Origin of the sequence: Cryobacterium sp. SO1, from assembly GCF_004210215.2 — a bacterium.
Taxonomy (GTDB): domain Bacteria; phylum Actinomycetota; class Actinomycetes; order Actinomycetales; family Microbacteriaceae; genus Cryobacterium.
In genome coordinates, this window is record NZ_CP067394.1 from 2,857,366 (window position 1) to 2,880,650 (window position 23,285).

Sequence of the window (23,285 nt, forward strand, 5' to 3'; positions counted from 1 at the left end):
CTCACCGCTTCGCACGGACAGCACTATCGAGCGCTCCCGACGGCTTTGCCAGCAGCCTCCACTCCTGCCCGGACTGTCCGCTGAGCGTTGGTGTTGCGAGCGGTGTGTCAGCGCCCATGGTGGTCCCTGCATCCGGCGACACGGAGGTCGTCGGTCTCGACCGTGTAGATCAGGCGGTGTTCGTCGGTAATCCGACGTGACCAATACCCATGGAAGCCGTTCTTGAGGGGGTCGGGTTTGCCGATGCCTTCGTTGCCGTTGCGCAGTCCGGCGGCAGTCAGTGTCAGGCCTGTCGACCGCCGTTAGACACCTGTAAGGAATTCTCTGCCGCCCTGACATTCCTGTGGGGCATACTGGTGTGGTCGGGCCCGCAGCAGCGGTGTCAAGAAACTTGCGCAACGATGCCAGGAGACCAGATGACCATGACGCAGTTGACCATCGAAGACGCTGTGGCGCAGGTAGCGGCGGTAGCCGCCGCTCACGCCCAACAGGTCGATGCCGATGGCAGCTACCCCGTTGATTCAGTCGCGGCCCTCCGGTCGAGCGGGCTGCTCGGCCTCGTGATCAGCGAGGAGGCCGGCGGCATGGGGGCCGGGCCCGTCGAGTTCACTGAGGTGCTGACCGCAATCGCGGCGGCGTGCGGCTCAACGGCGATGATCTACCTGATGCATGTCGCGGCCGCGGTGACGGTGGCATCTGCTCCGTCGGCCGCGATGCCGGACCTCCTGTCTCGGATGGCTTCCGGGGAGGTGCTCGGCACCCTCGCGTTCAGTGAGAAGGGGTCGCGATCTCACTTCTGGGCTCCCGTGTCTGAATCCATCGCCGACGGGGACGACCTTCGTTTCACGGCCTACAAAAGCTGGGTGACCTCGGCCGGGCACGCCGACGTGTACGTGATGTCGTCGAAAAGCGCGGTCGAGCCGGAGGCCGTTGACCTGTACGCGATCCCGGCTTCGACGCCGGGTTTGGACATTGCCGGCCCGTGGAGCGGACTGGGCCTGCGCGGCAATGCGTCGAGCCCGATGACGGTCGCGGTCACAATTCCGGCCAGTTATCGTATCGGTGAGCCGGGCAGCGGGTTCGGCACAATGATGGCCACCGTGCTTCCCTGGTTCAACCTGGGCAACTCCGCAGTGTCGCTCGGACTCTCCACCGCCGCTGTCGATGCCGCCGTCGCACACGTGACCGGTGCCCGGCTGGAGCACCTGGACCAGGCTCTGTCCGCGTTACCGACGATTCGGGCACAGATCGCGAAGATGAGCATCGCCTTGACGGCGCAGAAGTCCTATCTTGCACAGGCGGCCGCGAAGGTGGCGAGCCCGGCCGAGGACACTCCGCTGTTCGTGCTCGGGGTGAAGGCCTCCGCCAATGACGCTGCGCTGACCATCACCGAATCGGCTCTGCGGGTGTGCGGCGGAGCGGCGTTCTCAAAACACCTACCTATCGAGCGCGCGTTCCGGGATGCGCGCGCCGGGTCGGTCATGGCCCCGACCGCCGACGTACTCTACGACTTCTACGGGAAGGCCGTCACCGGCCTTCCGCTGTTCTGAGTTTCTGATGTCGAAACTCGTCGGAGCCCCCCTGCTCATCGGAGCGGTCGCCTACACCCCCAACGTCGTTCCCATCTGGGAAGGCATCCGCGAATATTTCGATGAACCGGCAACGGCGATGGATTTCGTGTTGTTCTCGAACTATGGCCGCTTGGTCGACGCGCTGCAGGCGGGGATGATCGACATCGCCTGGAACACGAATCTTGCGTATGCGCGGTCCGTGCTTCAGACCGACGGGCACGTGAGACCACTCGCCATGCGCGACACGGACGCCACATTTTCGACGGTGTTCGTCGCGGCAGCGGGAAGCGGCTGGTCCGGGCCCGGCGATATCGCGACTCGGCGCCTGGCACTCGGATCGGCGGACTCAGCGCACGCCGCGATTCTGCCGTTGCATTATCTGCGCGAAGCCGGGGTGGATGTCGATCACATGCACGTACAGCGTTTCAACAGTGACATCGGCAAGCACGGTGACACCGGTCGCAGTGAGCTGGACGCGATCGATGCGGTGCTTGCGGGTGATGCTGATGTCGCTGCGATAGGTATCACGGTGTGGGAGAACCTCGGCCGCGGCGACCTGATGCCGGGCATGCTGGAGCCGGTCTGGCAGACCGAGACCTACTCGCACTGCATGTTCACCGCGCTCGACACCCTGCCCGAGTCGGTCTATGCACCGTGGGTGGCGAAGCTGCTCGCCATGGACTGGGAGGTGCCAGCGCACCGTCGCATCCTCGAATTGGAGGGTCTGACCCGATGGGTCGAACCACACCTCGAGGGCTACAACGGACTGTTTGCGGCGATCAAGCAACAGGGCGTCGACGCCCGATGGTAGTCATGGCGCTGATGCGCACCCTGGAGAAAATGGCCGAAGGCGACACGGCAGAGTTTGCGGTGGCGTCGGCCACCGAACTGGAACTCGTGCGCCGATGGTGCGAGAAAACAGGCAACACCGTCGTCAGCACCCTGATGGTCGAACAGGACACCGGCCATGTGACCGTGAGCCGAGGACGGCCGCGCAACCCCGGCAGCATGATCCCCGCCGACCGTATGCCCGGAGCGCGGCTCTGGCTTTACACCAACTTTCACTGCAACCTGGCCTGCGACTACTGCTGCGTCGCGTCGTCGCCGAAGGCCGATCCGCGTCTGCTCGGCATCGACAATATTCAGGCACTCGTCACCGAGGCCGCCGACTGGGGGGTGAAGGAGCTTTATCTCACCGGCGGCGAGCCGTTCCTGCTGCCGGACATCGCCGTTATCGTGCAAGCCTGCGTCGACCGGCTGCCGACCACACTGCTGACCAACGGGATGCTGTTCCGAGGCCTCGGGCTGCGCAAACTACAGGCGATGCCACGTCAAGGCTTCGCGCTCCAAATCAGTGTGGATTCACCCACTCCCGAGGTGCACGATTCCCACCGCGGTGTCGGCAGCTGGAAACGGGCCCTTGCCGGGATTCGAGTAGCGCTCGACGAGGGGTTCACCGTGCGGGTCGCCGCGACGATCTCGGCGCACGACGACCCGGCCCTCGATCAGCTGCACGCGCTATTTGACGGGCTCGGGATCCCGCGAGCCGACCAGGTTATCCGCCCCATCGCGCTCCAAGGCGTCGCCGAAGAGGGTGTCGCATTCACGCGCGAATCGCTGATCCCCGAGGTGACCGTGACCGCGGACGGCATCTACTGGCATCCCGTCGCCGCCCTTGACGAAGACGCGCTCGTGAGTCGTCAGATACTCCCCCTGGCTCCCGCGCTCGACCGGGTCAGCGAACTCTTCACCCAACAGTGGTCATCGGCAACGTCCGCCACGTCGATGTTCGCCTGCGCCTGAAACGAAAGGAGAACGCCATGACCACCACCCGCACCACCGCACTGACAGATATCAACCAGATCGAGACCGGGCGTTTCACTCGTGCAGTGCTCGCGGCAGTGCGGATCGCAGTGGGGTTGATGTGGCTACAGAATGTGAATTGGAAACGCCCGCCCGACTTCGGGCAAGCTTCCCAGAAAGGCCTCTACCAATACACTGAGGATGCGGTGCAGCATCCGGTGCTCGGAGCCTTCAGCTGGCTGGTGCAGAATGTCATTTTTCCCAACTTCGCGCTCTTCGGCTGGGGTGTGCTGATCGTGGAATTCTGCCTCGGCGCGTTCCTGCTGGTGGGATTCCTGACACGCTTCTGGGCGGCCATCGGCATCCTCCAGACCATTGCCATCACCCTGTCGGTGCTGAACACTCCCGGGGAGTGGCAATGGAGCTACTACCTGATGTTCGCAGCGCAATTTGTCATCCTGGCAACCGCCGCCGGAAGGATCGCCGGTGTTGATGGGCTGCTGAGACCCCGGTGGTCGCTCGGCACAGGCCGGCCGGGTCGGATCGCGATGGCCCTCTCATGAGCGCCACCCCATCCACCGGGAGCACAGCGCTTTGGCGCACCCGCGGCCTGATCGTCGCCGGTTTCACGGCTCTCAGCTCCTTGTTCTCGCTGCTTGACTACACACCGCTACAGTTCATATCGGTCAGCCTTGTGCAAGCACTCGTCCTGGTCGTACTCGGTGCCGTCGCCGCGCTCGGCTGCGCCCTGCGAATGCCCGCGCTCCTGCTTGCAGCAGGCGCGATCCTTATCGTCGTCGGACTGGTGCGCCTCGTCACCTACGATGCGACTATCGGAATCATCTCCGGCTCTGTCAACGCCGCCGCCCTCATGACCGGACTCGGCACCGCCCTCATCGCCATTTGGATCACTTCGCGGCCAATGCCAAAGAGTAGTTGAAGACACGAAGGCTGAGTGGCCATCTCCAACATGCATCCTGATACTCCTCGGAAGCACTCTTCGTTGAGTCGACAGGCAGCGAACACCCCTCTGTTGCACGTCACCGTCACGTGCGAGGCGGGCGGTCTTACCCGCTCCCGTTCGAAAGTTGCCGGGTGTTCACCTGGAAAGGCCTGCGGTGCCGACCTGCCACCCGAGAGGATCGAGACAATCCGATGAATCGATAATTCCGGTTCGCGGTCGATCCTAGGAGTCTCGATGACACGTCCATACCCGGCCCTGCTACTGACGGGTGTACTCGTCGTTGTGGCGACTCAACTGACGGTCACCCCGGCCTTCGCCTCCCCGCCGGACCCGCCGGCGCTCAGCACGATCAACAGCGAGCTGGCCGCGATCCCCACCAATGTGGAGACCAGTTCGGCCGGGTACTCCCGAGACCTCTTCCCGCACTGGTCCACGCAGTCCGGTAGCTGCGACGCACAAGAGATCGCGCTCCAGCGGGATGGCGTCGACGTCGTGACCAGCTCGACCTGTTCAGCGACCTCGGGAAGCTGGTACTCCGTCTATGACGGCGCCTGGAACTACGCGTCGTCGGATGTCGACATCGACCACGTCGTCGCACTGTCCGAGGCCTGGGGCTCCGGAGCCTCGACCTGGACGACGAGCAAGCGCCAGCAGTTCGCCAACAGTCTCGGCGACGGCCAACTGATCGCGGTCACCGACAATGTCAACGCGTCAAAGTCCGACCGGGACGCGGCGGAGTGGCAGCCGCCGCTGGCCACCTACCACTGCACCTACGCCAAGCACGTCGTGCACGTGAAGTACGGATGGGGCCTGTCAATGGACTCCGCGGAGAAGACTGCGATCAACACGATGCTGGCCACCTGCTGACGGCGGCACCAACCCACTTAGGTGCAATCGCACCGAGGGTGCACCCTCGGTACCGCCACTATGGCGGCGAACAGGAGTACCCAGCTGACGGCCGCGGCGATGATCGCGATCGGTGCTGACGGCGACAGGAATCCTGTCGTGAAGCATTGCGCCGATCCGGGGCGGCGTTCTCCGCGACGAGCTGGTGGCGGTGCCGGCTGTCGGCCCGGTCGACGGCCCAGGTGAGCGGGCCGTCGGGGTGGGGGCGAAGTGCCGCCCACACCAGCACCCGGATGTCGACGAGCTGAACGCTCACTCCACGCCGCGCCGGGCCGGGCCGGTCCGGTCCGACCCATTCGACGCAGTAGTTGCCCACCGGCATGCTGACCGTGCTTCCGTCACCCCCGCTCTGACTGGTACGCTATCAAGTACTACTCAGAGGAGGCGATCATGTCGGCGATCACCGCGACCGAAGCACGCAAGAGCCTGTTCGGACTCATCCAGCAGGTCAACGACGACCACACCGCTATCGAGGTCGTCTCCCGGCACGGAAACGCGGTCATCCTGTCAAAGGAGGACTACGACGCGTTGACCGAAACGGCCTTCCTGCTGCGGAACCCTGCGAACGCGGAGCGGTTGCTCGCAGCGATCGAGCGAGTCCGGCGCGGCGAGTTCGAGCAGCACGACCTACTGGACGCGTGAGTCGGACGATCGCCTTCGACCCGAATGGGTGGGAGGACTACGTTTACTGGCAGACCCAGGACCGCAAGACGCTCAAGCGGATCAATCAGCTGATCACCGACACGCTGCGCGATCCGTTCGCGGGCATCGGCAAGCCTGAGCCCCTTCGGCACGTTCTCTCCGGCGCTTGGTCACGCCGCATCGACGACACGAACCGCCTGGTCTACTACGTCACCGACGACCGCATCGTCATCCTGCAAGCCCGCGAACACTACTGACCAGAAATCCACGCCGCCCGTCCAAGGTTCTCTTCTTTCCCGGCAGTGGCACCCTCGGCCATGGGCCGACTGGCCGCGAGTCTGTCGCGGTGGGGTCCGGTAGCCTGCGCAGATGACTACTGCGTGTGCGACTTCGCTCGAGGATTCTCAGTGCAGTTCGGCCTGGTGGATGGCCCAGGCTGCGTTCACAAGTCCGACGTGACTGAAGGCCTGCGGAAAGTTGCCGAGTTGCTCGCCGGTGACGGAGTCGATCTCCTCGGCGAGCAGACCGACATCGTTGACGTGGCTCACGGCGTTCTCGAACACCGTGCGGGCTTCACCGGTCCGGCCCGCGTCGGCCAGGACCTGGGCCAGCCAAAAAGTACAGAGCAGGAAGGTGCCCTCGTTGCCGGTGATTCCGTCGACACCGGACTCAGTTTCGTAGCGGTAGACGAGTCCGCGTGCGTCGGTGAGCCGGTGAATGATGGCGTCCACGGTGGACACCATCCGCGGATCGGAGGCCGGCAGGAAGCCGACAATGGGCATCATCAGCGCCGCCGCGTCGAGGTCGGGCGAATCGAAGGCTTGCGTGAACGCACCAGCCTCCTCGTTCCACCCTCGGGTGAGGATGGCGGCGCGGATGGTGGCGGCCATCCGCGACCACTCGGCAACGCGGTGGACGGCGAACAACTGCTCAGCCAGGCCGATCGCCCGGTCCAGCGCGACCCAACACATCAGTTTCGAGTAGAGGAAGTGCTGCGGCTCGCCGCGGACTTCCCAGATACCGTTGTCCGGCTGCTCCCACTGGCGCGCGGCAGCATCGGCCAGTGCGATCAAGAACTCTCGCGTGGCGGGTTCAACATCGCCGAGCTGCTCTCGAAGCCGGAAGGCGGCGTCGAGGAGCTCGCCGTACACGTCGAGCTGCGGCTGGTCCCAGGCGCCGTTGCCGACCCGGACCGGCCCGCTCTCGCGCCACCCGGACAGCTGCGGGAGGAGGCGCTCGGACAAGTCGTGTTCCCCACCGATGCCGAACATGATCTGCAGATGACGGTCGGGGCGAAAGTGCGCCGCCGCCGCGGCCATGAAGCCGAAGAACTCCTGGGCCTCGTCAGGGCAGGCCGCCACCCACAGGGCCTTCATGGTGAAACTTGCGTCACGCACCCAGGAGTACCGATAGTCCCAGTTCCGATCACCGCCGATTTCCTCGGGCAAGGATGTTGTGGCAGCGGCTACGATCGCGCCGGTTGGTTGATAGCTCAGCGCCTGCAACACCCGCCCCGAGTGACGAACCAAGTCGCGCCAGGGACCGTCGTAGTTCTGATGTAGTTCGGACCAGCCCCGCCAGCTCGCAATCGTTGCGTCCAGCGCGCACTTGATCTCACCCTGGGTGTACGCCGGAGGAAGAGGCTCACCGAGCCGGGTGCGCTGCAAGGCGAAAAACCGTTCTTCCCCGGCCTCAAGGGTGAACCGCACCGAGATCTCCCCGTCAGCGGCGACGACCGTCTCCGGCATCGATAGCGTGAGCCGACCCGACCCACCCGTGGCAACGGAACCGGAAAGGATCTCGCTGAAGATGGGCACCACCAAGCCGTATTCCGGACGTGGCCGATACGTCATCTCAACCACTGCTCGTCCGGTGGTGCAGCGCACGCCGCGAAGCAGGGTGTGCGGGGCGTGCTCGCCCAGGCGGTGCGGATCGGACGAGTCCCCCAGTTCCATGGCGTCAAGGAGTTCGATAACGCCCGTCGCCGTGAGAAAGGTGGTGCGCAGTGCCATCGTTTCGTCCACGTACTGCCGCGTTGACGTTGCTGTTTCGGTCGGCTGGATCGACCAGTGCCCGGCGTCATCGTCCAGAATTGCGGCAAAGACGGATTCGCTGTCGAATCGGGGGAAGCAGAGCCAGACGACGGACCCGTTCCGGGTCACCAGAGCAGCGGAATGCCGGTCCGACAGGAGCGCGTGCTCGGCGATCGGGAGTGCGCTCATGCCTGCACTCCGACATCCAGCTCATCTCTCATCATTGTCGGACCGCGACCGTCTCCCGAGACGGTCGTGTCGATGACGACTTCCGAGTGTAGGGTGCGGTGCACCGGGCATTTGTCGGCGATTTCGCGTAAGCGCTGACGCTGATCGTCGTCAAGGTCGCCGTCGAGGCGGATGATCCGTTCGATGTGGTCTACCCGGCCGGTTTCGCTTTCGCAGTTGTTGCAGTCCTGCGCATGGATTCGGGAGTGCCGCAGTGAAACAGTGACCTTTTCCAGCGGCCATCTCTTGCGCTCGGCGTACATTCGGACGGTCATCGATGTGCAGGCGCCCAGGCCGGCCAGCAAGAAATCATAGGGCGACGGTCCGGTGTCGGTGCCGATGGGAGCGGGTTCGTCAGCGGTCAGCCGGTGCCGGCCGATCCTGATCTGCTGGGCGAATGCTCCGGTTCCGGTTTCGGCCACTTCGACGAGCCCTTCAGCCGGGTCTTCCGGCGTGGAGGGCGCAGCCTGCTCCGGGAGGGGAGCGAACACGTAGCGGCCGGCCCAGGTGGCGAGCATGGCGGCCGCGTAGACGGCATCCGTCGGCTTCGTCAGCAGGTGGTCGGCCCCGTCGAGCGCCACGAAGGATTTGGGGTGCCGGGCTGCCTCGTAGATGCGACGCGCGTTGTCGGCGTCGACCGTGGTGTCGGTCGGCGAGTGCATGACGAGCAGGGCCGCCCCCAGGGTGCGGATGCGCTCGGCCTGAGGCTGGGCAGCGATGTCGTCGAGAAACTGACGACGGATGCGGAAGGTGCGGCCGGAGAGCTGCACCTCGGCCTCCCCGCAGGCTTCAATCTCCGCACGGCTCTCGCGCAGCAGGTGCGAGAGGTGGTCCGGATCGGCCGGCGCGCCGATCGTCGCCACGGCCCGCACCTCGGGGATGCGGTGGGTGACGGCGAGCACGGCGGCGCCGCCCAGCGAGTGCCCGATCAGCAGGGACGGCGCCGCGTGGTGCTCCCGCAAGTAGTCGGCGGCGTGCACCAGATCTTCGATGTTGGAGCTGAAGTTGGTGTTGGCGAAATCTCCCCCGGATTGGCCCAGGCCGGTGAAGTCGAACCGGAGCACCGCGATGCCGAAGTCGGTCAGTGCCCGGGAGATGCGGGCGGCCGCGAGCACGTCTTTGCTACACGTGAAGCAGTGCGCGAACAGCGCGAAGGCCCGGGGCGTCGATTCCGGCAAGTCGAGACGCGCCGCCAGTGCCGACCCCTGGGACCCGGGGAATTCCAGTCTCTCGCTCTGCCTGCTCATACGTTGCCCGTTCTCTCGTTGGGTCAGTGCTGCGGCCTCACCTGGTTCACTGAACACAACGGCCGATCAGTCTCTTTTATTGCATGGAGCCGCACTCGGTGGCCCGGCGCGAAAAGACCGGCGGGCGGAGACACCCCCACCCGCCGGCCGGGATGCCGATCGACTTCCTCCTCGAACCCGACAGGCGCGTGGAGCTCGAGGCCTACGCGGTGGTCGACTGACCGCGGCGCTCGTGTTGCCGCCGGCCCAGGCACGCGGATGGCCGTAGCTGCGATCCGCGGGTCAGGCGCCGTTGCGCGGGTGGCGCGCCACCCGCGCAGCGGCGCCTTGCCCGCGTAGCTCCAAAAAGCCCGGCCGCCCAACGCGCGACCCGCGCCGGGTCCTCAGCCCACGGCATCCGAGCACGCCGCGTCAGCCCTGACCGTTTCGCGCGATTCGCGGGTGCCGCGCCGCTATGCGCCTGGCGCGCCACCCGCGTAGCGGCGCCTCACCCGCGCAGCGCCGTCCCGGTACACGAGCAGGTGCAGCACCTGGTCACCTGACCGCGCTCCCCCTTGCGGTGCCCCAACGGTTTCACCGACGCGACTGCCACGGCCTCCGCCTGCCGCTAGCGCTCTCCCGCCCGCAGGATGAGGGTTTCCAGGCCGAACGGACCCAGTTCGACAGTGAGCCGGTTGCCGTGGGCGATCGGCAATGTCGCCAGGACTGTCTCGTCGATCCGAGCTCGCTCGACGGTGCCCACGCGGGTCGGCAGGTGCACCGAGGCCGTCACGGCCTGTGGGGTGGGGTTGCTGATGCGCAACACGCTGCCGCCGCCACCGGTCGTCTGATCCACCGGCTTCCAGGTCGATACCAGCGCGCCGATCACCTGGGGCGCGTCGCCCGGCTCCGACTGAGCGCTCGGCGCGGGGTGACCCGGGCGAAGCGGGAACGCCTGCAGCGGCACCCGGCGAAGAGCGGCCGCCGCGGGGAGATGGAGCGAGCCGGCCTCTGCACGGGTGCCGAAAATGATCGACAGATGCGCCGTCAAGACGCCGTGGCATTGAGCCTCCGGGACAGGCAGCATGGGGCCCGCGCCCGTAGTGCGCGTCCTGAGATCGAACCGGGACATCCAGCCGACAGCCCGAAGCACAGTGACGGCGAGCACGCTGGCCCCGCCCGCCGTGTAGGCCTGAATTTCCGGCAGGCCGCGGGTCAGCAGAGCGACCGCGTTCGCCCCCGTGCCGACGCTTGCCCAAGAATGCACGGGGGCGACCCCGCTCGCCGCCTCCAGCGCCGGTCCCGTTGGCAACTCACCGAGCTCCGGCCCGATCGGACGGGTGAGTGCAGACCAGTGTTGGTCCGCCGTCCACTGCGTGGCGGTGCTGTCGACCGGAACTTCGAATCGAAGACGGTGGTCATCGGCCTTGTTGTCGATGCTCACCGCCCAGTCGAGTTGGTCGCGATCTCTCCAGTGCTCGATCGAGATGGTGAGGGGCACCGAAACGCACTCGGCGCTGCGGGAGTCGCGGTCGGCGGTCAGGGCGGCCGGCAGCAGCAAGGACGCCGTGATTTCGAGGCGGGTGCGCACCGGGGTTTCTGTCACTCGCACACCGGTAACTCTCGGCTCGACCGCGCTGTCGTTCGCCGGGGGGTCATAGTTGTAGCTGTCCCCGCGGTCGCCGGTGGAGACCAGCCGTCCGATGTGGTCGTGCACGACTCCGGTGTCGCGGTCTTGTACGCGCACGGATGCGTCGGGGTTGACGGTGATCGAGAACCGTCCGGACACGATCGGCTGGCCGGTTTCCACCTCCTGAGCCCGTGCGACCACCGCACCTCCCAGGCGGGCCGTGTACGCCTTCCATCCGAATGCGGGCACGTCTGTGGCGGTGAAGGCGATCCGGTGGATGGCGCACTGGCGAGAATCGGGCAGCAGGTCCAGGTCCGCTTCGAAGACCGTTTCGAGCCGGGTCGATTCGATTTCGAAGGGGATCTCGTGCCCGTCCGGGGTGACGAGTGCGGTGACGCTGGAGCCGACGTCCGTGGCCACCTCGACCACCACGGGGCCCGAGACCACAGCGCCAAGACCGGACAATACGACCAGGTCGACCTTTTCTGTCGGCGGCGTTCCATATCGGCGCGTGTCGAGCCCCTCCTCGAGGAGCATCCGCTGAACGAGGAGCTCGCCTGTTTCGACGGCGCGTTCGGCGCGCACGGTTGTTGTTCTGTGCACCTCGTCCACGCTGCACCCGCAGATGGAGTCGTGCGGGGAGTTCTTGATAACCAGGTCCCAGGCATGGTCGAGCAATCCCGACAGCGAACGGCTATCTGAAACGGGGATGGTGCTCGGTCCTGATCGCAACTCCAGCCGGGCCAGCTGCGGCTCAACAAATCGTTCGAGCAGGGTTTGCACGTGCTCGTTGGCCAGCTTGACGTAGGTGCGGGCCGAGAGCGTGCCTGGCAACAGGAACGTGAGTCTGTTGCCCGGCCGGCGCAGTTCTCCGTCGATCACGGGGAGGGATGCGCCGCTCTCGCGTGCGGCCGCGAAGAAGTCCGCGAGGGTGGACTCGATCAGGTCGACCCTGGCTTCGGCGCTGTGTTGTTCCCGTGTCGACGGCGGTTGCGGCACCAGGTGGTCGCCGCCGTTCAGCAGCAACCACGGCCCGTCCGGCAGTCGCACCTTCTCGGCGTCAACGTAGGCTCGGAGCTGCACGCTGCTGGCGTCAGCGTCCCAGAGCACTTCGGTTTGGTGGTACGACTGGTTGACGGTGAAGACCTCACTGCCATCGGGTGCCCGCCACCGGAATCGGGCCAGTTCCGGCGGGGCTCCCCGCCACACCAGGGCCGTGTCCATGCCGAAGCCGACGAGCAGGCGGGGTAGATCGGCGGGATGGCCGAACGCGTCCGGAGAGTATCCCACCGTGGACAGCCGGCCGATCCGGTTTCCCCAGCGACGGGCGCGGAACAGATTGCGCACGAGATTTTCCGCAGAGACCAGCTGATTGTCCGCGAGAACATGCCACGGACCGACGGTGAGCCGACCGTCAGCGATCAGACCCGCGAGACGGGGCTCGAGGTCGGGCCGGATTTCGAGGACATCCGCGAGCACAACGGTCTGCCCGTCCAGGTGAAAGGTTGCATAGGTGTCATCGTCCAACGAATCGCAGACCCGTTCAACGAGGTCGACCAGTCGCCCGCGGTAGCCGTCGAACCCGCGGTACCACTCCCGGTCCCAGTGCACGTGGGAGATGACGTGACAGGTGTCCAGATGCTCAATCAACGGCGTGACCTCCGGTAGAACGCAGACTCGAGGTCTGCTGAACGAAGCCCGCCGTGATGACCTGCGGGCGGGTGATGGCGGATCCAACGACGACGGCTGCAGCCCCGTGTTGCAAAGCTGCGAGCGCCTCGGCGGGAGTGCTGATGCGCCCTTCGGCAAGGATCGGGATGTCAAGCACCGCAGCCAGTTCAGCCACCAGCTCAAGATCCGGCGCGGGCCCGGGGCGGCTGTGCGGCGTGTAACCGGAGAGCGTCGTCGAGACCAGGTCGGCACCAGCGGCGACGGCGGCAATCCCCTCACTGACAGTGGACACGTCGGCGAGGACGACGACGTTCGGCGAGGCATCCTTGAGCCGCCTGATGGTCTCGGCCAGGCTGAGGCCGTCGGGTCTGTCGCGGGCGGTGCCGTCGAGGGCCACGATGTCGGCGCCGGCTTCACGCACCTCTCTGGCGGAGGCAAGCGTTGGAGTGATGTACACGCCCTCGTCGCCGACCTTCCAGAGCCCGATGATCGGCAGCGCAGTCACTGCCCGCACCGCGCGGATGTCGGAGGGTCCCTCGATCCGCAGGCCCCGCGCTCCGCCCGAAACCGCGCTCAAGGCCATCGCGACCATGTGATCCGAGCCGAAGAGGGCTTCCCCGGGGCGTGCCTGGCAGGACACGATGAGCTGGCCCCGCAGACTCTCGATCAGTGCGGACGGCGTGGTCAGCGGGGGCGCAGTGCGGTATTCAGTCATTCGGATTCTCCGTTGGGTTTGGTGCAGGTTCGCAGTCAGGCTGAGGATGCTGCTGCCAGCTCACGGGTGCTCCGCGCTCGTGCAGGGCGGATTGCACGCTCGCCAGAGCAGCATCATCGTGGATCAGACGTCGAGGGGTTGTGTGCAGGGCCAGGCAGCGAGCTGCGATGGTGCCGGCAGCCTCGCCGATAGCCCACTCGGCGGGATGCACCCGGTACGCTGCGGCGGCCACCTGCGTCGCTGCCAGGTTTTTCGCCCCCATCAACAGGTTCGCTGGGCCGATGCCGAGGGCAGGAACGAGCGCCCTGGCAGGAATGTGGAACGGGGCGGTGTCGCCATACACGGAGGTTGGATGGCCCACTCGAGGATGAAGATCCATCTGGTACCAGGCGATACCAACAGAATCGGTGATCTCAGGCGCAGCGATGCCGGGTAGGGACGCGGCGATATCGTTGCCTGTTATCGGACGCGGATTGGCCAGGCGCCTGGACTCCCGCACGTAGGCTGCTTCGGCCAGACCGTCTGGTGTGCCGGTGAGCTCGGGGGCAAGGCGGAGTTCTGGGTATCCCCGCCCTGTTCCGTGTGGGCCGGGACCGTCTGGAGAATCCCGGGGAGCTTCGGTGCGGAGCCAGTGGACGAAGGCCAGGGTGAGCGCTCGGGCGCCCTGTCGTGTCTGTTCAGGGTTGTGCACAAGGCCACTGTCGCGGTAGTCGTTTCCCGCCCAGTTGATGACGGCGGCTTCGAGCACACCGGCGTCCCCGGCCGTGCGAATACGTCGGTAACTCCAGAACGAGGGCAGACCGGTCGGCCCCGCAGTGAAAAACCCGCGTCTGGCCACGGCCCCGTCCGTGCCGACCAGGTCGAGCGTGAAGGGCTGCGAGTCACGAAAAGCAACATAGCCGGGAGGGCGCTCAACGACGGGCTGCGGCTCGGCCTCACGCACCAAGACAGCCGCCCAGGTGCAGGATTGCTCTGCCAAGGCATCGGCCGCGCCGGGTACAGCATCCCGTTCGGCAAATGCGCAACTGCCTTCAGACCCGATCGTCCACGCGGTGTCGGTGAGCGGAAGAAGATCACCGAGCTCGGTGGCATCGATGAAGACGGATGCCCGCACAATCAGGTCGGGCCTCCCCCGCACCACAAGACGCACAGCTTCGATGGTGGGGTCGGCGCGGGTCTCCGCGGAACCGACCGCGACCGTTGCCGCCACCGGCCGGGCGTTTCTGACGATCCGTAGCCGACCAGACTCCGTGTGCGCTCGGAGCAGGTCCTCCAGAACCCGGAGGCCCACGAGGGGTTCGAAGCAGAGACGGCTGACCCAGCCGTCCCCCGGGTTGTCGACGCCCCCAGACTCCGCGCGCACGAGATCTCGGAAGCGGCGATAGCTTCGTGTTGCCCCCCAGGTCTCGATTCGCGGGTGCTCGTCCAGCGGTGCGGTCAATTGAGCAGTGATCTGCCCCCCGATCATGGACTCTTCGGCAGTCATGATCACTGACGACCCAGTATCCGCTGCGGCAAGAGCTGCCGCGATGCCGCCCAGGCCACCACCGATCACTGCGATATCGGCCGCCAAGTCGAGGGTGTCGTGGGCAAGAAATGGCATCAGCCCACCTCAAGGCGCAGGTCGATCTCAAAGGACCGCTGCCACGGGAGCGAGAGACTGTCGGGGGTGATTCGAAGCTCTTCGAAGCCCGGTCTGGCCGCGAGAAGCATGCCGAGCCGGGTTTCTGCCGCTTTCAGTACGGGGTTGTCAGTGGTCGCCGGCGAGATGTGGTCGTGCTGAGTGTGGGACGAGCCGAGTTCGGCGCGCACCCGTGTCCTCTCGATGGTCATCCAGCCGTAGTCCTCCACGACCCGGCGAGCAACGGCCAGTCGCAGCTGGTTGTCATCGAAGGTCCCGGCCTGGCGACCAGCCCACGTAGCAACAAGTTGGGCCGCCACCGTGCCGACAGTGTTGCCCGCCGTGTTCCACGCGGCGAACCCGCACAGAGCGCGCCAAGCATCCGCCGCGTCGAGGGCGGCGACGAGGAGCGGGTCGGCACCATTGGGCCTGCCGACATCGGCGACGCCGACGATCTCGGTGCGGGCGAGAGCGTCGATGACGTCAGTGACGGTGGAATCCGCCTGTTCCGGGTCCAGATCATTGTTGGGGGCCACAGCCCAATCCGAGACCACTCCGCGAGTGAGCTCTGGCGGGTGGATGACCATGATGGCGTCGACGTCAGTTGTGCCTGCATCGGGGAAGATGGCTTGTCCTCCCGCTGCCTCCACCTGACGCCGGATCGTCTCACGCACCGGAGACGACTCATAGGGCGCCACCCGGTCGAGGGCTTGCAGATTGGAACAGGCAATCCCGATTCGGGGAGCCCGAACGGCGTGCACCTCGAGTGAGGCCCGGGCGACGAGAACGGCGCCGATTTCGTCGGCTCCCGGTTGCACCGACACCCGCCGACCGAGTTCTCGTCGGTCGACCCAGTCGAGAAGCGCACGCTGATCGCACGCGGACAGGGACTCTTCGGCTGCATCGTCGATGCCGACAACCAGCCTGCTGATCGTGGTGTCAGCGGCGAGCTCGAGGGAATACAGCGCAAGGGCCTGCTGGCGTAGTCGTCGGGAGATCCAATCGATCCGCACCGCTTCGGGGAGAGCTGCCCGGGCCTCATCCACGCCGACGCCGGTGCTCAGGGCAGCTGACAACCGGTGCAGGGCTGGCCCGTGCGGGTTCCAGTAGTCAGGTTCTTCCATGGCGTCGGAGGAGTCCGGCGTTCGAGGCACCAGGACCGAACCGAAGACCGCGCACCCTGGCATCCTCAGCGCGTTCCAGCGGGCGGCCACCTCGTGGGAGGTCTCCGTGCCGATCCGGGACGGAATCAAGCCGCCGAAGCCGAGTCCCTCAAGGGAGACGACCGCGTGTGACGCGGTTCGACGCGCCTGGCTGAGCCACGTGCTGAGTAGGACGGTGTCACCGGGTTCGCGAATCCTCGGCAACAACTCGGCAGGCGGGACAAGGCAGGTTAGCCCCGAGATCCGTGCGATGCTCGCCGGCAAACTTGTGCAGACAGGGCGTTCATCAAGCGGAATGAGCGCAATGGCCGTCATCGAGCGCCGGCCCGACCAGCGGCGCCGGCGGACGCTATCGGTTCACGGGCGGGGATCACCGGGGCCGCTCCCGTTTCACCGTGAGCCGATAGTCGTATCGGTCGGCGCGGTAGAGGCTCACGGCAAACTCAACCTCGCGACCGGCTTCATCAACAGCAACACGCGTCACCGACATGGCCGGCGACTGCGGGGGAACATCCAAGAGCGCGGCTTGACCGGAGTCCAGAACAGTGGCCTGAATCGTCTGTGTCGCCGTCTCCGGTGCCCGTCCTATGCGTTCGAGATATTCGTAGACCGACGGTTGGGTATCGAGCGAGAAGTCCTCGGGGATGATGTCACCGGGAATCCAGATGTTCTCCAGACACATCGGGGCGCCGTCCGCGGTGCGAACGCGTTCAAGATGCACCACGTCAGATCCCGGCGAGACACGAAGAATGCTGGCGATGCGCGCATCGGCTTCCACCCGATGCAAGGTCGCAGAAATTGATCCGGGCTCCATCCGACGAGAGCGGATGTCCTCACTGAACGACGTGAGCGTGAGCGACTTCGTGATCTTGGCCGCATCCGCAACGAAGGTACCGGCACCGTGCACCCGGTAGATGAGGCCGTCGTCGACGAGCCGGGTGAGGGCCTGTCGAACCGTTACTCGCGACACTCCATACGTGGTCATCAGGTCGCGCTCGCTGGGCAGCGGCGAATCGGCGGGCATCCCGGCGAGAATCAATCGTTCGAGCTCTGCACTCAGCATCGCGTACTTGGGAACATTCATCCTTTGAGGCCTCCTTCGCCGACTCCACGGAAAAACCATCTCTGCAGGGAAAAGAAGAGCACGAGCAGGGGAATCACGGCAATCATTGTGCCGGCCGCCACCACTCTCTGGTTGCTGGTGAAGGTGCCGGACAGGTATTGGATGCCGACTGTGAGGGTGAAGTTCGCGGAATCTTTGAGGATGACCAGGGGCCAGAGAAAATCGTCCCAAGCGAACACAAAAGCGAAGATCGCGACCACGACGAGGGATCCCTGCACGGAAGGCAGTGCCACGCGGATGAACCGTTGCCAGTCCGAGGCGCCATCGATCATGGCGGCTTCTTCGATCTCTCGAGGCAGGGCCATGAAGGCTGTGCGCATGATGAGGATGGACAGCCCCGTGACGGCCGTGGGCAGAATAACCCCGAGCAGGCTGTCGACCAGGCCCAACGACCTGGAGGTGAGGAAGACGGAGACCATGATCACCTCGAAGGGGATAATGATCGTTGCGAGGAAGACCAGATCCACGAGGGTACGGCCGCGAAAGCGCATCCGAGCGAGCACATAGCCGGCCAGGGAGGCCAGCACGCAGTTCAGAATCGCGGAGGACGTCGCGACGACGAGGGAATTGCCGAGGTACCGGAAGACGGGAATCGTGTCGGCGACCATGCCGTAATTCGCGAGGGTCGGCGAAGCCGGGAAGGGATTCGCCGTGTAGATCGATTCGCCTGCTCCCTTCAGCGACGTGCCGAACTGCCAGATGAACGGGCCGACCAGAAGCACGAACACGAACATGAGTAGTGCGTAGCGGATCGTGTATTCCACGGTTTTGCGTTTGGTGGCGCCGCGGCGCCGGTGCGTGCGTGCGGGGGTGCGCGCCTGAATCGGGCGCGCCATAGTGGTGCTCAACGCAATTGGTCCGTTCTCTGGGAGCGTAGGTACAGTATGGAGAAGCCGATGGTGAGGATGAAAAGCGCCAGGCTCATGGCGGAGGCATAGCCGATCTCGCCGCTGAGACCCAAACCAACTTCACGGATGGTGTACACCAGACTCCGAGCCTGACCGCCCGGCCCGGCGGTTCCGCTGCTGATCACGAAGATCTCCGCGAAAACCTTCATAGCAGCAATGGACCCGAGCAGTCCGACGAGAAGCATGGTCGGGCGCACACCCGGCAACGTGATCGACCACAAGCGGCGGCCGGAGCCGGCACCGTCGACCTGGGCGGCCTCGTGCAGTTCTTTGGGCACGTTGCCCAGGGCCGCCAAGTAGATGACCATGTAGTAGCCGAGGCCCTTCCACACGGTCACCAGCATGCAACTCAGCAACAACAGTGTCGTGTCGGTGAGGAAGGGAAGGGGCTTCTGGATGATGTGGAGGGCCTCCAGCAGACCGTTCACGGCTCCGTCCGAGGAGAGCAGCCAGGACCAGATGAGACCCACGACGACCATGGACGCCACGACCGGGGAGTAGAAGACCGACCGAAAAAACCCGATAAGTGGGATGTTGCGCTCGACGAGCACCGCAAGCAACAGTGGCAGAACCATCAGTAGCGGGACGACGACGGCGACGTAGAGCAGCGTGTTCCGGGTTGAGATCCAGAACTGCGGGCTGTTGGCCAGATCGAGGTAGTTTTGGATGCCGTTGAACGTGCCGCCGCCGAGGGTGGTCGAGTTGGTGAAGGAGAGCACGATCGTGTTCAGGAAGGGGCCGATTGTGAAGACCAGGGCGATGATGAGTGCCGGCGTCAGGAACAGCCACGGCAGCCATTTGTACTGTGCTTTCATGAGCGCTGAACTTTCGTAGTTCGAGTGGATGGGCCGGGGGCTGCGGGTGGGCAGCCCCCGGGAGGAATGGTTCGGGTTCTACTTGGCTGTGACGGCGTTTGCCTCTTCGACGGCCTGGTCCAACGCCTCTGCGGGAGTCAGATCGCCCTTCATGGCGAGCTGGACTTTGCCGATGACGATGGCCTTGATCCTGTCGTCGAACTGCACCGGCACGATGTTCTCTGCGTCTGGAAGCTGTTCGGCTGCAATACGACGGGCCTTGGACTCCACGGTTCCGTCGGAGTCATCCATGAAGTACGGATCGGCGAGAGCTTCAGTGACAGATGGGAAGATCGTGACGATTTTCGAGAACGCCAGCTGGTTCTCGGCATTGGTGATGTACTCCGCGAACGCGAGAGCTGTGGCCTTGTTCTCGCTGGACTTCGGAACGAGCAAACCCATCACGGACACGTTCGTCGGACCGCCCTCGCTTGTGATCTGAGGCCCGACATTCGTGGCCTTGGCGATATCCGGAGCGTTCTCTTCGATGATGGTGAGGAAGTTGGCGCCGGACGGGAACAGGGCGATCTGGCCGGCCTGGTAGGCCTCGGTCTCCTTGGCGTGATCCTGGGTCAAGGAGTCAGGAGGGAAGACGCCGGACTGGTACAGATCGGCGAGTTCTGCGACGTAGGCTTCGGCGTCCGGGGTATTGAAGGTCCACTCGGTGCCGGCTTTGTTCATGAGCGGAACGCCCATGCGCCCCAGGTCGGTGATGAAACGGTTCTCCAACGCCGGGTGCATCCCCGTGAAGTCGGCACCCGCACCGGCCAGGGTGCGAGCGTCCGCGAAGAGTTCGTCGTAGGTGGCGGGAGGACTATTGGGATCGAGCCCCGCCGTTTCGAACATGGAGCTGTTGTACATGGTGACCTCGGAGCTGAGGTACCACGGGAACCCGAAGGACCCGTCCTCCCCGGGAACCTGGAATGCGTCCCACGCGCCCGTGACGAATTTCGAACTCAGACCCGGCATGGCGTCGTCGAGGTTGACGAAGGCGCCCTGCGCTTCGAGCGGCTGAGCGAAGTTGGGATTGAGATTGATGACATCGGGCAGGGTCCCGGCCTGCGCATCCGTCGAGATCTTCTCCTGGGCGCCATCGAAGGGAACGTCGATCCATTTGACGGCGGTGCCCGGGTTCGCGGTTTCGAAGTCGTCGATGACGCCCTCGATGTAGTCGGTGAAGGTGGGCTTGAGCTGAAGGGTGGAGAACGTGATTTCGCCCGTGATCTCATCGCTGGACGACCCCGAATCAGTGGAGGTGCCCGAGCCGAGACCGCAACCGGTCAGCCCGATGGCCACGACGCCCGCGAGGGCAAATCCAATAGTGGGCAACTTCTTCATTGACAGTACTCCCATAACTTTTCTCGAATCGGGTGCGTCCGTAGTGGTTCCTACCACTCTGGCAATGGTTGCGCACATTATGAGTCAAGTCAAGAAGTTTTGGATTACTGGTCCCTACCACTTTGGCCACAAGGAGAAGGGCCGGAGTGCAGGTGGGAGCCGTGCGGCGGTCGGCCTCACCGGCTCCAACTGCTCCTGTCGAGCCGTGGTGGCGAGCACAACTCCTGCATTCCTCCTACAGCGGGCAACGGATGCCAGTGGTTCCGGGCATCCGGTGGCCAACGGTGAGAAATTGCAGGAGTTATGCTCTCGGCGCGCCTGTTACGGGCCGAAACCACCGGGCACCGGCACGGAACTGCCGAGGTGGCGTCACGCCGACCGGGCCCGACGGCGCCTACTGACCTCCCGAGACGTCGCTTCGGTTCCCTGCAGCACGACCAACGGGTCTCAACTGCCACCTCGGCGGGAGCACTCTCGCGAGGTGACAGCTGGGACCGCTTCACTCACCACCAGCGGAACCGGCGCGGCACCGCGCCAACCAGCGTCGGTCGAGCCCCACCGCCGGTCGAGCCCGCTACACTCGCTGCGCAACCGTCGGCCGAACTGGGTGAACGGTTGTTGGCGAGCGCGCTCCCTACCGGTCCCAGCACCCTCTCCCACTTTGCCTGGCATCCACCATCGGCTCGATGCTCCAGATTGCTGCGGTTACGGCTGGACGAGAGTTAGGCCCGCCGATTGCGCAGCTTCAGCCTGACGACGGTCATACGTGATGAATTCATCGGTCGCCACCCTCACGGCAACCGCGATATGGAGTGCATCCACGCTCCGAAGCGACGACCCGGGCAGGATGAGACCCGCTTCACGAAACGACCCGCGTTCGATGTCCACAAGAGTGATCCGTCTCAGCACGTCGGTGACCGCGAGCTGCGACACCGCAGTGCGATCCGCCAATCGACGCAGCTCAGTCTCCAGGAGTGCAGCCGAAACCAGGGTTACACCGTCCCTGGCCGACAACTCGTCGAGGTACTGGGCGAGCGCGGTCGACTCGGGTTCCTCCAAGATAAGTTTCCGGACGGCGGAGGTATCGATGTAGACGATCACCGGCGCAGTTTCTCAGCGCTCTTCGCGGAGGTCGTCCAGAACGCCGCCGACAGCCTGGGGGGACGAGTGTCGCGTCAATTCGGAGAACCCTCCTCGTGACAATTGCGGGCGAAACCGAATGCCCCGAAGGGCTGCGGAGGTCGGCGGCGTCAGCAGTGCGACAACCTCGCCGTTGTTGGTCACCTCGAAAGACTCTCCAGATTGAACCGAGCGAAGAACCTCCGCACTGTTGTTTCTGAGTTCACGATGCGGGATGGTTTTCATACGGCGAGCGTAGCACTCGTAGCACAACCCCACCCGTGTCGGTATTGTGCGGTCATCGCCGCCGTGATCGCCCACATCGCCGAAGCCATTATCAGGTTGTCGCGGCCGCGATAACGAGCGGCGCGATGATCGTCGCCGTCACATTGTTGACGCCGTGCAGCACGACCCCCGGCCAGATGGAGCCGGTGCGGCGAAAGAGAAGGGCGGTGAGAACACCGACGACGAACGCCACGGGCAGCACCGTGTTGAAGCCATGGGCGACGGCGAAGATCGTGGCACTCGCAATGACCGCGAGCCAAGCGGGAAATCGGTTGAACAGGGAGTTGGCGACGACACCGCGGAAGAAGGCCTCTTCACCGATCGGAGTGATGATCGAGCCGGCGATCACCGTCATGACCAGCCCCAGCAGGCCGGCCGCGGCGCCTGCCTGGTAGTCCGTCTGCACATTCTGGGCGTCGCCACTCAGGACCGAGTAGATGGCGGAGGCGATCCCGCCGAGGATGAACGCGACGAGACCGAGTCCCGCTCCGGCAAGGAGATGTCGTGCTTTGGCGCGGCGGATGCCGAACGCGGCGAGCCCGCGAATGCGCACGAGCGCTGCGACCGCCAGCGCGACCATCCCCATGGCGCCAGAGACGACGAACCCGACGACCCCCGCTACGGCATCGTTCTGGACAAGCGGGAGCAGCAGATACACCAGCGCTAGGCACCCGATGTATGCCGCCCCTCCGGCCAGGAGCTCTGGCCAGCCCGGTGCCATCCGCCGTGTTGGTTCCGTGTGCGTCTGGGATGTTGCGGTGGTCATGGTCACTCCTTGATGTTGATCGCGCGCGTTATCGCCCGAGACCGATTAGAGGCTATGCCCTGGGGGCAGTGTCAAGCTGAGGTCGCGCACTCTCACACGGTGGTCCTCACCGGTGGGATCGCACGCAGCCTCCGACTGAACTTGACGGTGCCCCGTGGTCACACGTTGCGAAGGAGAAAAGACCTGCGCCATCGCCCTCGAATCCGCCGATCACTTGGCGATGGCCTCCCGTACGAGTTCGGTAAGTTCGTCTGCCCGCACCTCACGGTGGTAGTAGGCCGCCTTGAGGGCAAAACCGTAGACGATTCCCCTGATGCCGAAGGGCATCCCCTTTCCCGTTTGCAGCATCGGTTGGCCGTTGCGGAAGTCCTTCTTGTGCCCCCAGAAGATGACCCATGTCGCGTCCGGGCGCGCGTTGGTCGTCACCTCCGCCACATAGGCCTGCATCTCGTCGATGAGGGCGAGCTGGGCCGAGGAGAACGGGTTAGCTTCCGGATGTGATTCTGTGGCGGTCGGGGTCGCCGGGTCCCACCGCGACGGCAACTCAGCCGGCTCGTCCCACCGCGGCTCCAGGATGCGCGTCAGAAACCATCGGGTGACGGCGGTCAAGCTATCGAGGGTGCCGTCCGGATCCGGATCGTCAGCTTCCACCATCCGAGCCCGTAGCCTGGCCTGAGCCGGCTCAAGGTTTCGGAGGTAGGCCTCGTGCAGTTCGGCGA

The 23,285-nt window shown here is 65.1% G+C and carries 24 protein-coding genes; 9 read left to right on the top strand and 15 right to left on the bottom strand.

Annotated elements, in window-relative coordinates; genetic code table 11:
- Positions 1-107: 107 nt before the first annotated feature.
- Positions 108-287: a Txe/YoeB family addiction module toxin gene (locus BJQ95_RS13470; protein WP_130178740.1), complete on the bottom strand. Its 180-nt coding sequence runs from the start codon at positions 285-287 to the stop codon at positions 108-110.
- A 129-nt stretch (positions 288-416) separates the two neighbouring features.
- Here BJQ95_RS13470 and BJQ95_RS13475 point away from each other — a divergent pair, with 129 nt between their 5' ends.
- The 8 genes from BJQ95_RS13475 (at position 417) to BJQ95_RS13510 (ending at position 6,143) form a co-directional block, all read left to right on the top strand.
- Positions 417-1,550 (top strand): acyl-CoA dehydrogenase family protein, encoded by a 1,134-nt coding sequence (locus BJQ95_RS13475; RefSeq protein ID WP_205750203.1) that lies wholly within the window; start codon positions 417-419, stop codon positions 1,548-1,550.
- Positions 1,551-1,557: 7 nt separating this feature from the next.
- A complete protein-coding gene (locus tag BJQ95_RS13480) occupies positions 1,558-2,382 on the top strand; it encodes a phosphate/phosphite/phosphonate ABC transporter substrate-binding protein (protein WP_130178718.1) in 825 nt (274 codons plus the stop codon).
- Positions 2,383-2,384: 2 nt separating this feature from the next.
- Positions 2,385-3,374: a radical SAM protein gene (locus tag BJQ95_RS13485; protein WP_205750202.1), complete on the top strand. Its 990-nt coding sequence runs from the start codon at positions 2,385-2,387 to the stop codon at positions 3,372-3,374.
- Positions 3,375-3,391: 17 nt separating this feature from the next.
- Positions 3,392-3,937 carry a DoxX family protein gene (locus BJQ95_RS13490; protein ID WP_130178717.1) on the top strand — a complete coding sequence of 182 codons (546 nt, stop codon included), beginning with the start codon at positions 3,392-3,394 and terminating at the stop codon, positions 3,935-3,937.
- A complete protein-coding gene (locus tag BJQ95_RS13495; protein ID WP_130178716.1) occupies positions 3,934-4,314 on the top strand; it encodes a hypothetical protein in 381 nt (126 codons plus the stop codon). The genes BJQ95_RS13490 and BJQ95_RS13495 overlap by 4 nt, the downstream gene beginning before the upstream one ends.
- 258 nt (positions 4,315-4,572) lie before the next feature.
- On the top strand, positions 4,573-5,205 hold the full coding sequence (locus BJQ95_RS13500) for an HNH endonuclease family protein (protein WP_130178715.1): 633 nt from the start codon (positions 4,573-4,575) through the stop codon (positions 5,203-5,205).
- A gap of 429 nt (positions 5,206-5,634) precedes the next feature.
- On the top strand, positions 5,635-5,886 hold the full coding sequence (locus tag BJQ95_RS13505; RefSeq protein ID WP_130178714.1) for a type II toxin-antitoxin system Phd/YefM family antitoxin: 252 nt from the start codon (positions 5,635-5,637) through the stop codon (positions 5,884-5,886).
- Positions 5,883-6,143 carry a Txe/YoeB family addiction module toxin gene (locus BJQ95_RS13510; protein WP_130178713.1) on the top strand — a complete coding sequence of 87 codons (261 nt, stop codon included), beginning with the start codon at positions 5,883-5,885 and terminating at the stop codon, positions 6,141-6,143. The genes BJQ95_RS13505 and BJQ95_RS13510 overlap by 4 nt, the downstream gene beginning before the upstream one ends.
- A gap of 147 nt (positions 6,144-6,290) precedes the next feature.
- Here the strand turns inward: BJQ95_RS13510 and BJQ95_RS13515 are convergent, their stop codons facing one another.
- Together BJQ95_RS13515 and BJQ95_RS13520 are read right to left on the bottom strand one after the other, a co-directional pair.
- Positions 6,291-8,108, bottom strand: coding sequence for a glycoside hydrolase family 15 protein (locus BJQ95_RS13515; protein ID WP_130178712.1), 1,818 nt, complete (start codon positions 8,106-8,108; stop codon positions 6,291-6,293).
- Positions 8,105-9,394 carry a bifunctional alpha/beta hydrolase/OsmC family protein gene (locus BJQ95_RS13520; protein ID WP_130178711.1) on the bottom strand — a complete coding sequence of 430 codons (1,290 nt, stop codon included), beginning with the start codon at positions 9,392-9,394 and terminating at the stop codon, positions 8,105-8,107. Before BJQ95_RS13520 ends, BJQ95_RS13515 begins: the two co-directional genes overlap by 4 nt.
- Positions 9,395-9,477: 83 nt before the next feature.
- Here BJQ95_RS13520 and BJQ95_RS13525 point away from each other — a divergent pair, with 83 nt between their 5' ends.
- Positions 9,478-9,615, top strand: coding sequence for a hypothetical protein (locus BJQ95_RS13525; RefSeq protein WP_256041383.1), 138 nt, complete (start codon positions 9,478-9,480; stop codon positions 9,613-9,615).
- 386 nt (positions 9,616-10,001) lie between these two features.
- On the opposite strand, the gene BJQ95_RS13530 is transcribed toward BJQ95_RS13525, so the two are convergent.
- From BJQ95_RS13530 to BJQ95_RS13585, 12 genes are all read right to left on the bottom strand, one after another.
- A complete protein-coding gene (locus BJQ95_RS13530) occupies positions 10,002-12,653 on the bottom strand; it encodes a glycoside hydrolase family 38 C-terminal domain-containing protein (protein WP_256041384.1) in 2,652 nt (883 codons plus the stop codon).
- Entirely contained in the window at positions 12,646-13,389 is a 744-nt protein-coding gene (locus BJQ95_RS13535; protein ID WP_130178709.1) for an N-acetylmannosamine-6-phosphate 2-epimerase, read from the bottom strand. The genes BJQ95_RS13530 and BJQ95_RS13535 overlap by 8 nt, the downstream gene beginning before the upstream one ends.
- Entirely contained in the window at positions 13,382-14,992 is a 1,611-nt protein-coding gene (locus BJQ95_RS13540; protein ID WP_130178708.1) for an FAD-dependent oxidoreductase, read from the bottom strand. The genes BJQ95_RS13535 and BJQ95_RS13540 overlap by 8 nt, the downstream gene beginning before the upstream one ends.
- Positions 14,992-16,488 carry a DUF4127 family protein gene (locus BJQ95_RS13545; protein ID WP_130178707.1) on the bottom strand — a complete coding sequence of 499 codons (1,497 nt, stop codon included), beginning with the start codon at positions 16,486-16,488 and terminating at the stop codon, positions 14,992-14,994. Before BJQ95_RS13545 ends, BJQ95_RS13540 begins: the two co-directional genes overlap by 1 nt.
- A 55-nt stretch (positions 16,489-16,543) precedes the next feature.
- Positions 16,544-17,257, bottom strand: a complete 714-nt coding sequence (locus BJQ95_RS13550) for a GntR family transcriptional regulator (protein WP_165385000.1) — start codon at positions 17,255-17,257, stop codon at positions 16,544-16,546.
- Entirely contained in the window at positions 17,254-18,132 is an 879-nt protein-coding gene (locus tag BJQ95_RS13555; RefSeq protein WP_130178705.1) for a carbohydrate ABC transporter permease, read from the bottom strand. Before BJQ95_RS13555 ends, BJQ95_RS13550 begins: the two co-directional genes overlap by 4 nt.
- Positions 18,133-18,140: 8 nt before the next feature.
- Entirely contained in the window at positions 18,141-19,019 is an 879-nt protein-coding gene (locus tag BJQ95_RS13560) for a carbohydrate ABC transporter permease (RefSeq protein WP_130178704.1), read from the bottom strand.
- 78 nt (positions 19,020-19,097) lie between these two features.
- The gene (locus BJQ95_RS13565; protein ID WP_165384999.1) at positions 19,098-20,396 is read right to left on the bottom strand and encodes an ABC transporter substrate-binding protein; all 1,299 of its coding nucleotides are present in this window, start codon (positions 20,394-20,396) and stop codon (positions 19,098-19,100) included.
- 705 nt (positions 20,397-21,101) lie between these two features.
- A complete protein-coding gene (locus tag BJQ95_RS13570; RefSeq protein ID WP_130178702.1) occupies positions 21,102-21,497 on the bottom strand; it encodes a type II toxin-antitoxin system VapC family toxin in 396 nt (131 codons plus the stop codon).
- Positions 21,498-21,509: 12 nt separating this feature from the next.
- Positions 21,510-21,761, bottom strand: coding sequence for a type II toxin-antitoxin system Phd/YefM family antitoxin (locus BJQ95_RS13575; protein WP_130178701.1), 252 nt, complete (start codon positions 21,759-21,761; stop codon positions 21,510-21,512).
- Between the two features lie 91 nt (positions 21,762-21,852).
- The gene (locus BJQ95_RS13580; protein ID WP_130178700.1) at positions 21,853-22,566 is read right to left on the bottom strand and encodes a CPBP family intramembrane glutamic endopeptidase; all 714 of its coding nucleotides are present in this window, start codon (positions 22,564-22,566) and stop codon (positions 21,853-21,855) included.
- A 210-nt stretch (positions 22,567-22,776) separates the two neighbouring features.
- Entirely contained in the window at positions 22,777-23,220 is a 444-nt protein-coding gene (locus BJQ95_RS13585) for a hypothetical protein (protein ID WP_205750201.1), read from the bottom strand.
- Positions 23,221-23,285: the final 65 nt, after the last annotated feature.

Excerpts from the sequence above, each read along its gene's own strand:
- BJQ95_RS13475 (WP_205750203.1), top strand. The coding sequence starts at position 417 with ATGACCATGACGCAGTTGACCATCGAAGACGCTGTGGCGCAGGTAGCG.
- BJQ95_RS13480 (WP_130178718.1), top strand. The coding sequence starts at position 1,558 with ATGTCGAAACTCGTCGGAGCCCCCCTGCTCATCGGAGCGGTCGCCTAC.
- BJQ95_RS13485 (WP_205750202.1), top strand. The coding sequence starts at position 2,385 with ATGGCGCTGATGCGCACCCTGGAGAAAATGGCCGAAGGCGACACGGCA.
- BJQ95_RS13490 (WP_130178717.1), top strand. The coding sequence starts at position 3,392 with ATGACCACCACCCGCACCACCGCACTGACAGATATCAACCAGATCGAG.
- BJQ95_RS13495 (WP_130178716.1), top strand. The coding sequence starts at position 3,934 with ATGAGCGCCACCCCATCCACCGGGAGCACAGCGCTTTGGCGCACCCGC.
- BJQ95_RS13500 (WP_130178715.1), top strand. The coding sequence starts at position 4,573 with ATGACACGTCCATACCCGGCCCTGCTACTGACGGGTGTACTCGTCGTT.
- BJQ95_RS13505 (WP_130178714.1), top strand. The coding sequence starts at position 5,635 with ATGTCGGCGATCACCGCGACCGAAGCACGCAAGAGCCTGTTCGGACTC.
- BJQ95_RS13515 (WP_130178712.1), bottom strand. The coding sequence starts at position 8,108 with ATGAGCGCACTCCCGATCGCCGAGCACGCGCTCCTGTCGGACCGGCAT.
- BJQ95_RS13520 (WP_130178711.1), bottom strand. The coding sequence starts at position 9,394 with ATGAGCAGGCAGAGCGAGAGACTGGAATTCCCCGGGTCCCAGGGGTCG.
- BJQ95_RS13525 (WP_256041383.1), top strand. The coding sequence starts at position 9,478 with ATGGAGCCGCACTCGGTGGCCCGGCGCGAAAAGACCGGCGGGCGGAGA.
- BJQ95_RS13535 (WP_130178709.1), bottom strand. The coding sequence starts at position 13,389 with ATGACTGAATACCGCACTGCGCCCCCGCTGACCACGCCGTCCGCACTG.
- BJQ95_RS13540 (WP_130178708.1), bottom strand. The coding sequence starts at position 14,992 with ATGCCATTTCTTGCCCACGACACCCTCGACTTGGCGGCCGATATCGCA.
- BJQ95_RS13545 (WP_130178707.1), bottom strand. The coding sequence starts at position 16,488 with ATGACGGCCATTGCGCTCATTCCGCTTGATGAACGCCCTGTCTGCACA.
- BJQ95_RS13550 (WP_165385000.1), bottom strand. The coding sequence starts at position 17,257 with ATGAATGTTCCCAAGTACGCGATGCTGAGTGCAGAGCTCGAACGATTG.
- BJQ95_RS13555 (WP_130178705.1), bottom strand. The coding sequence starts at position 18,132 with ATGGCGCGCCCGATTCAGGCGCGCACCCCCGCACGCACGCACCGGCGC.
- BJQ95_RS13560 (WP_130178704.1), bottom strand. The coding sequence starts at position 19,019 with ATGAAAGCACAGTACAAATGGCTGCCGTGGCTGTTCCTGACGCCGGCA.
- BJQ95_RS13565 (WP_165384999.1), bottom strand. The coding sequence starts at position 20,396 with ATGAAGAAGTTGCCCACTATTGGATTTGCCCTCGCGGGCGTCGTGGCC.
- BJQ95_RS13575 (WP_130178701.1), bottom strand. The coding sequence starts at position 21,761 with ATGAAAACCATCCCGCATCGTGAACTCAGAAACAACAGTGCGGAGGTT.
- BJQ95_RS13580 (WP_130178700.1), bottom strand. The coding sequence starts at position 22,566 with ATGACCACCGCAACATCCCAGACGCACACGGAACCAACACGGCGGATG.
- BJQ95_RS13585 (WP_205750201.1), bottom strand. The coding sequence starts at position 23,220 with ATGGTGGAAGCTGACGATCCGGATCCGGACGGCACCCTCGATAGCTTG.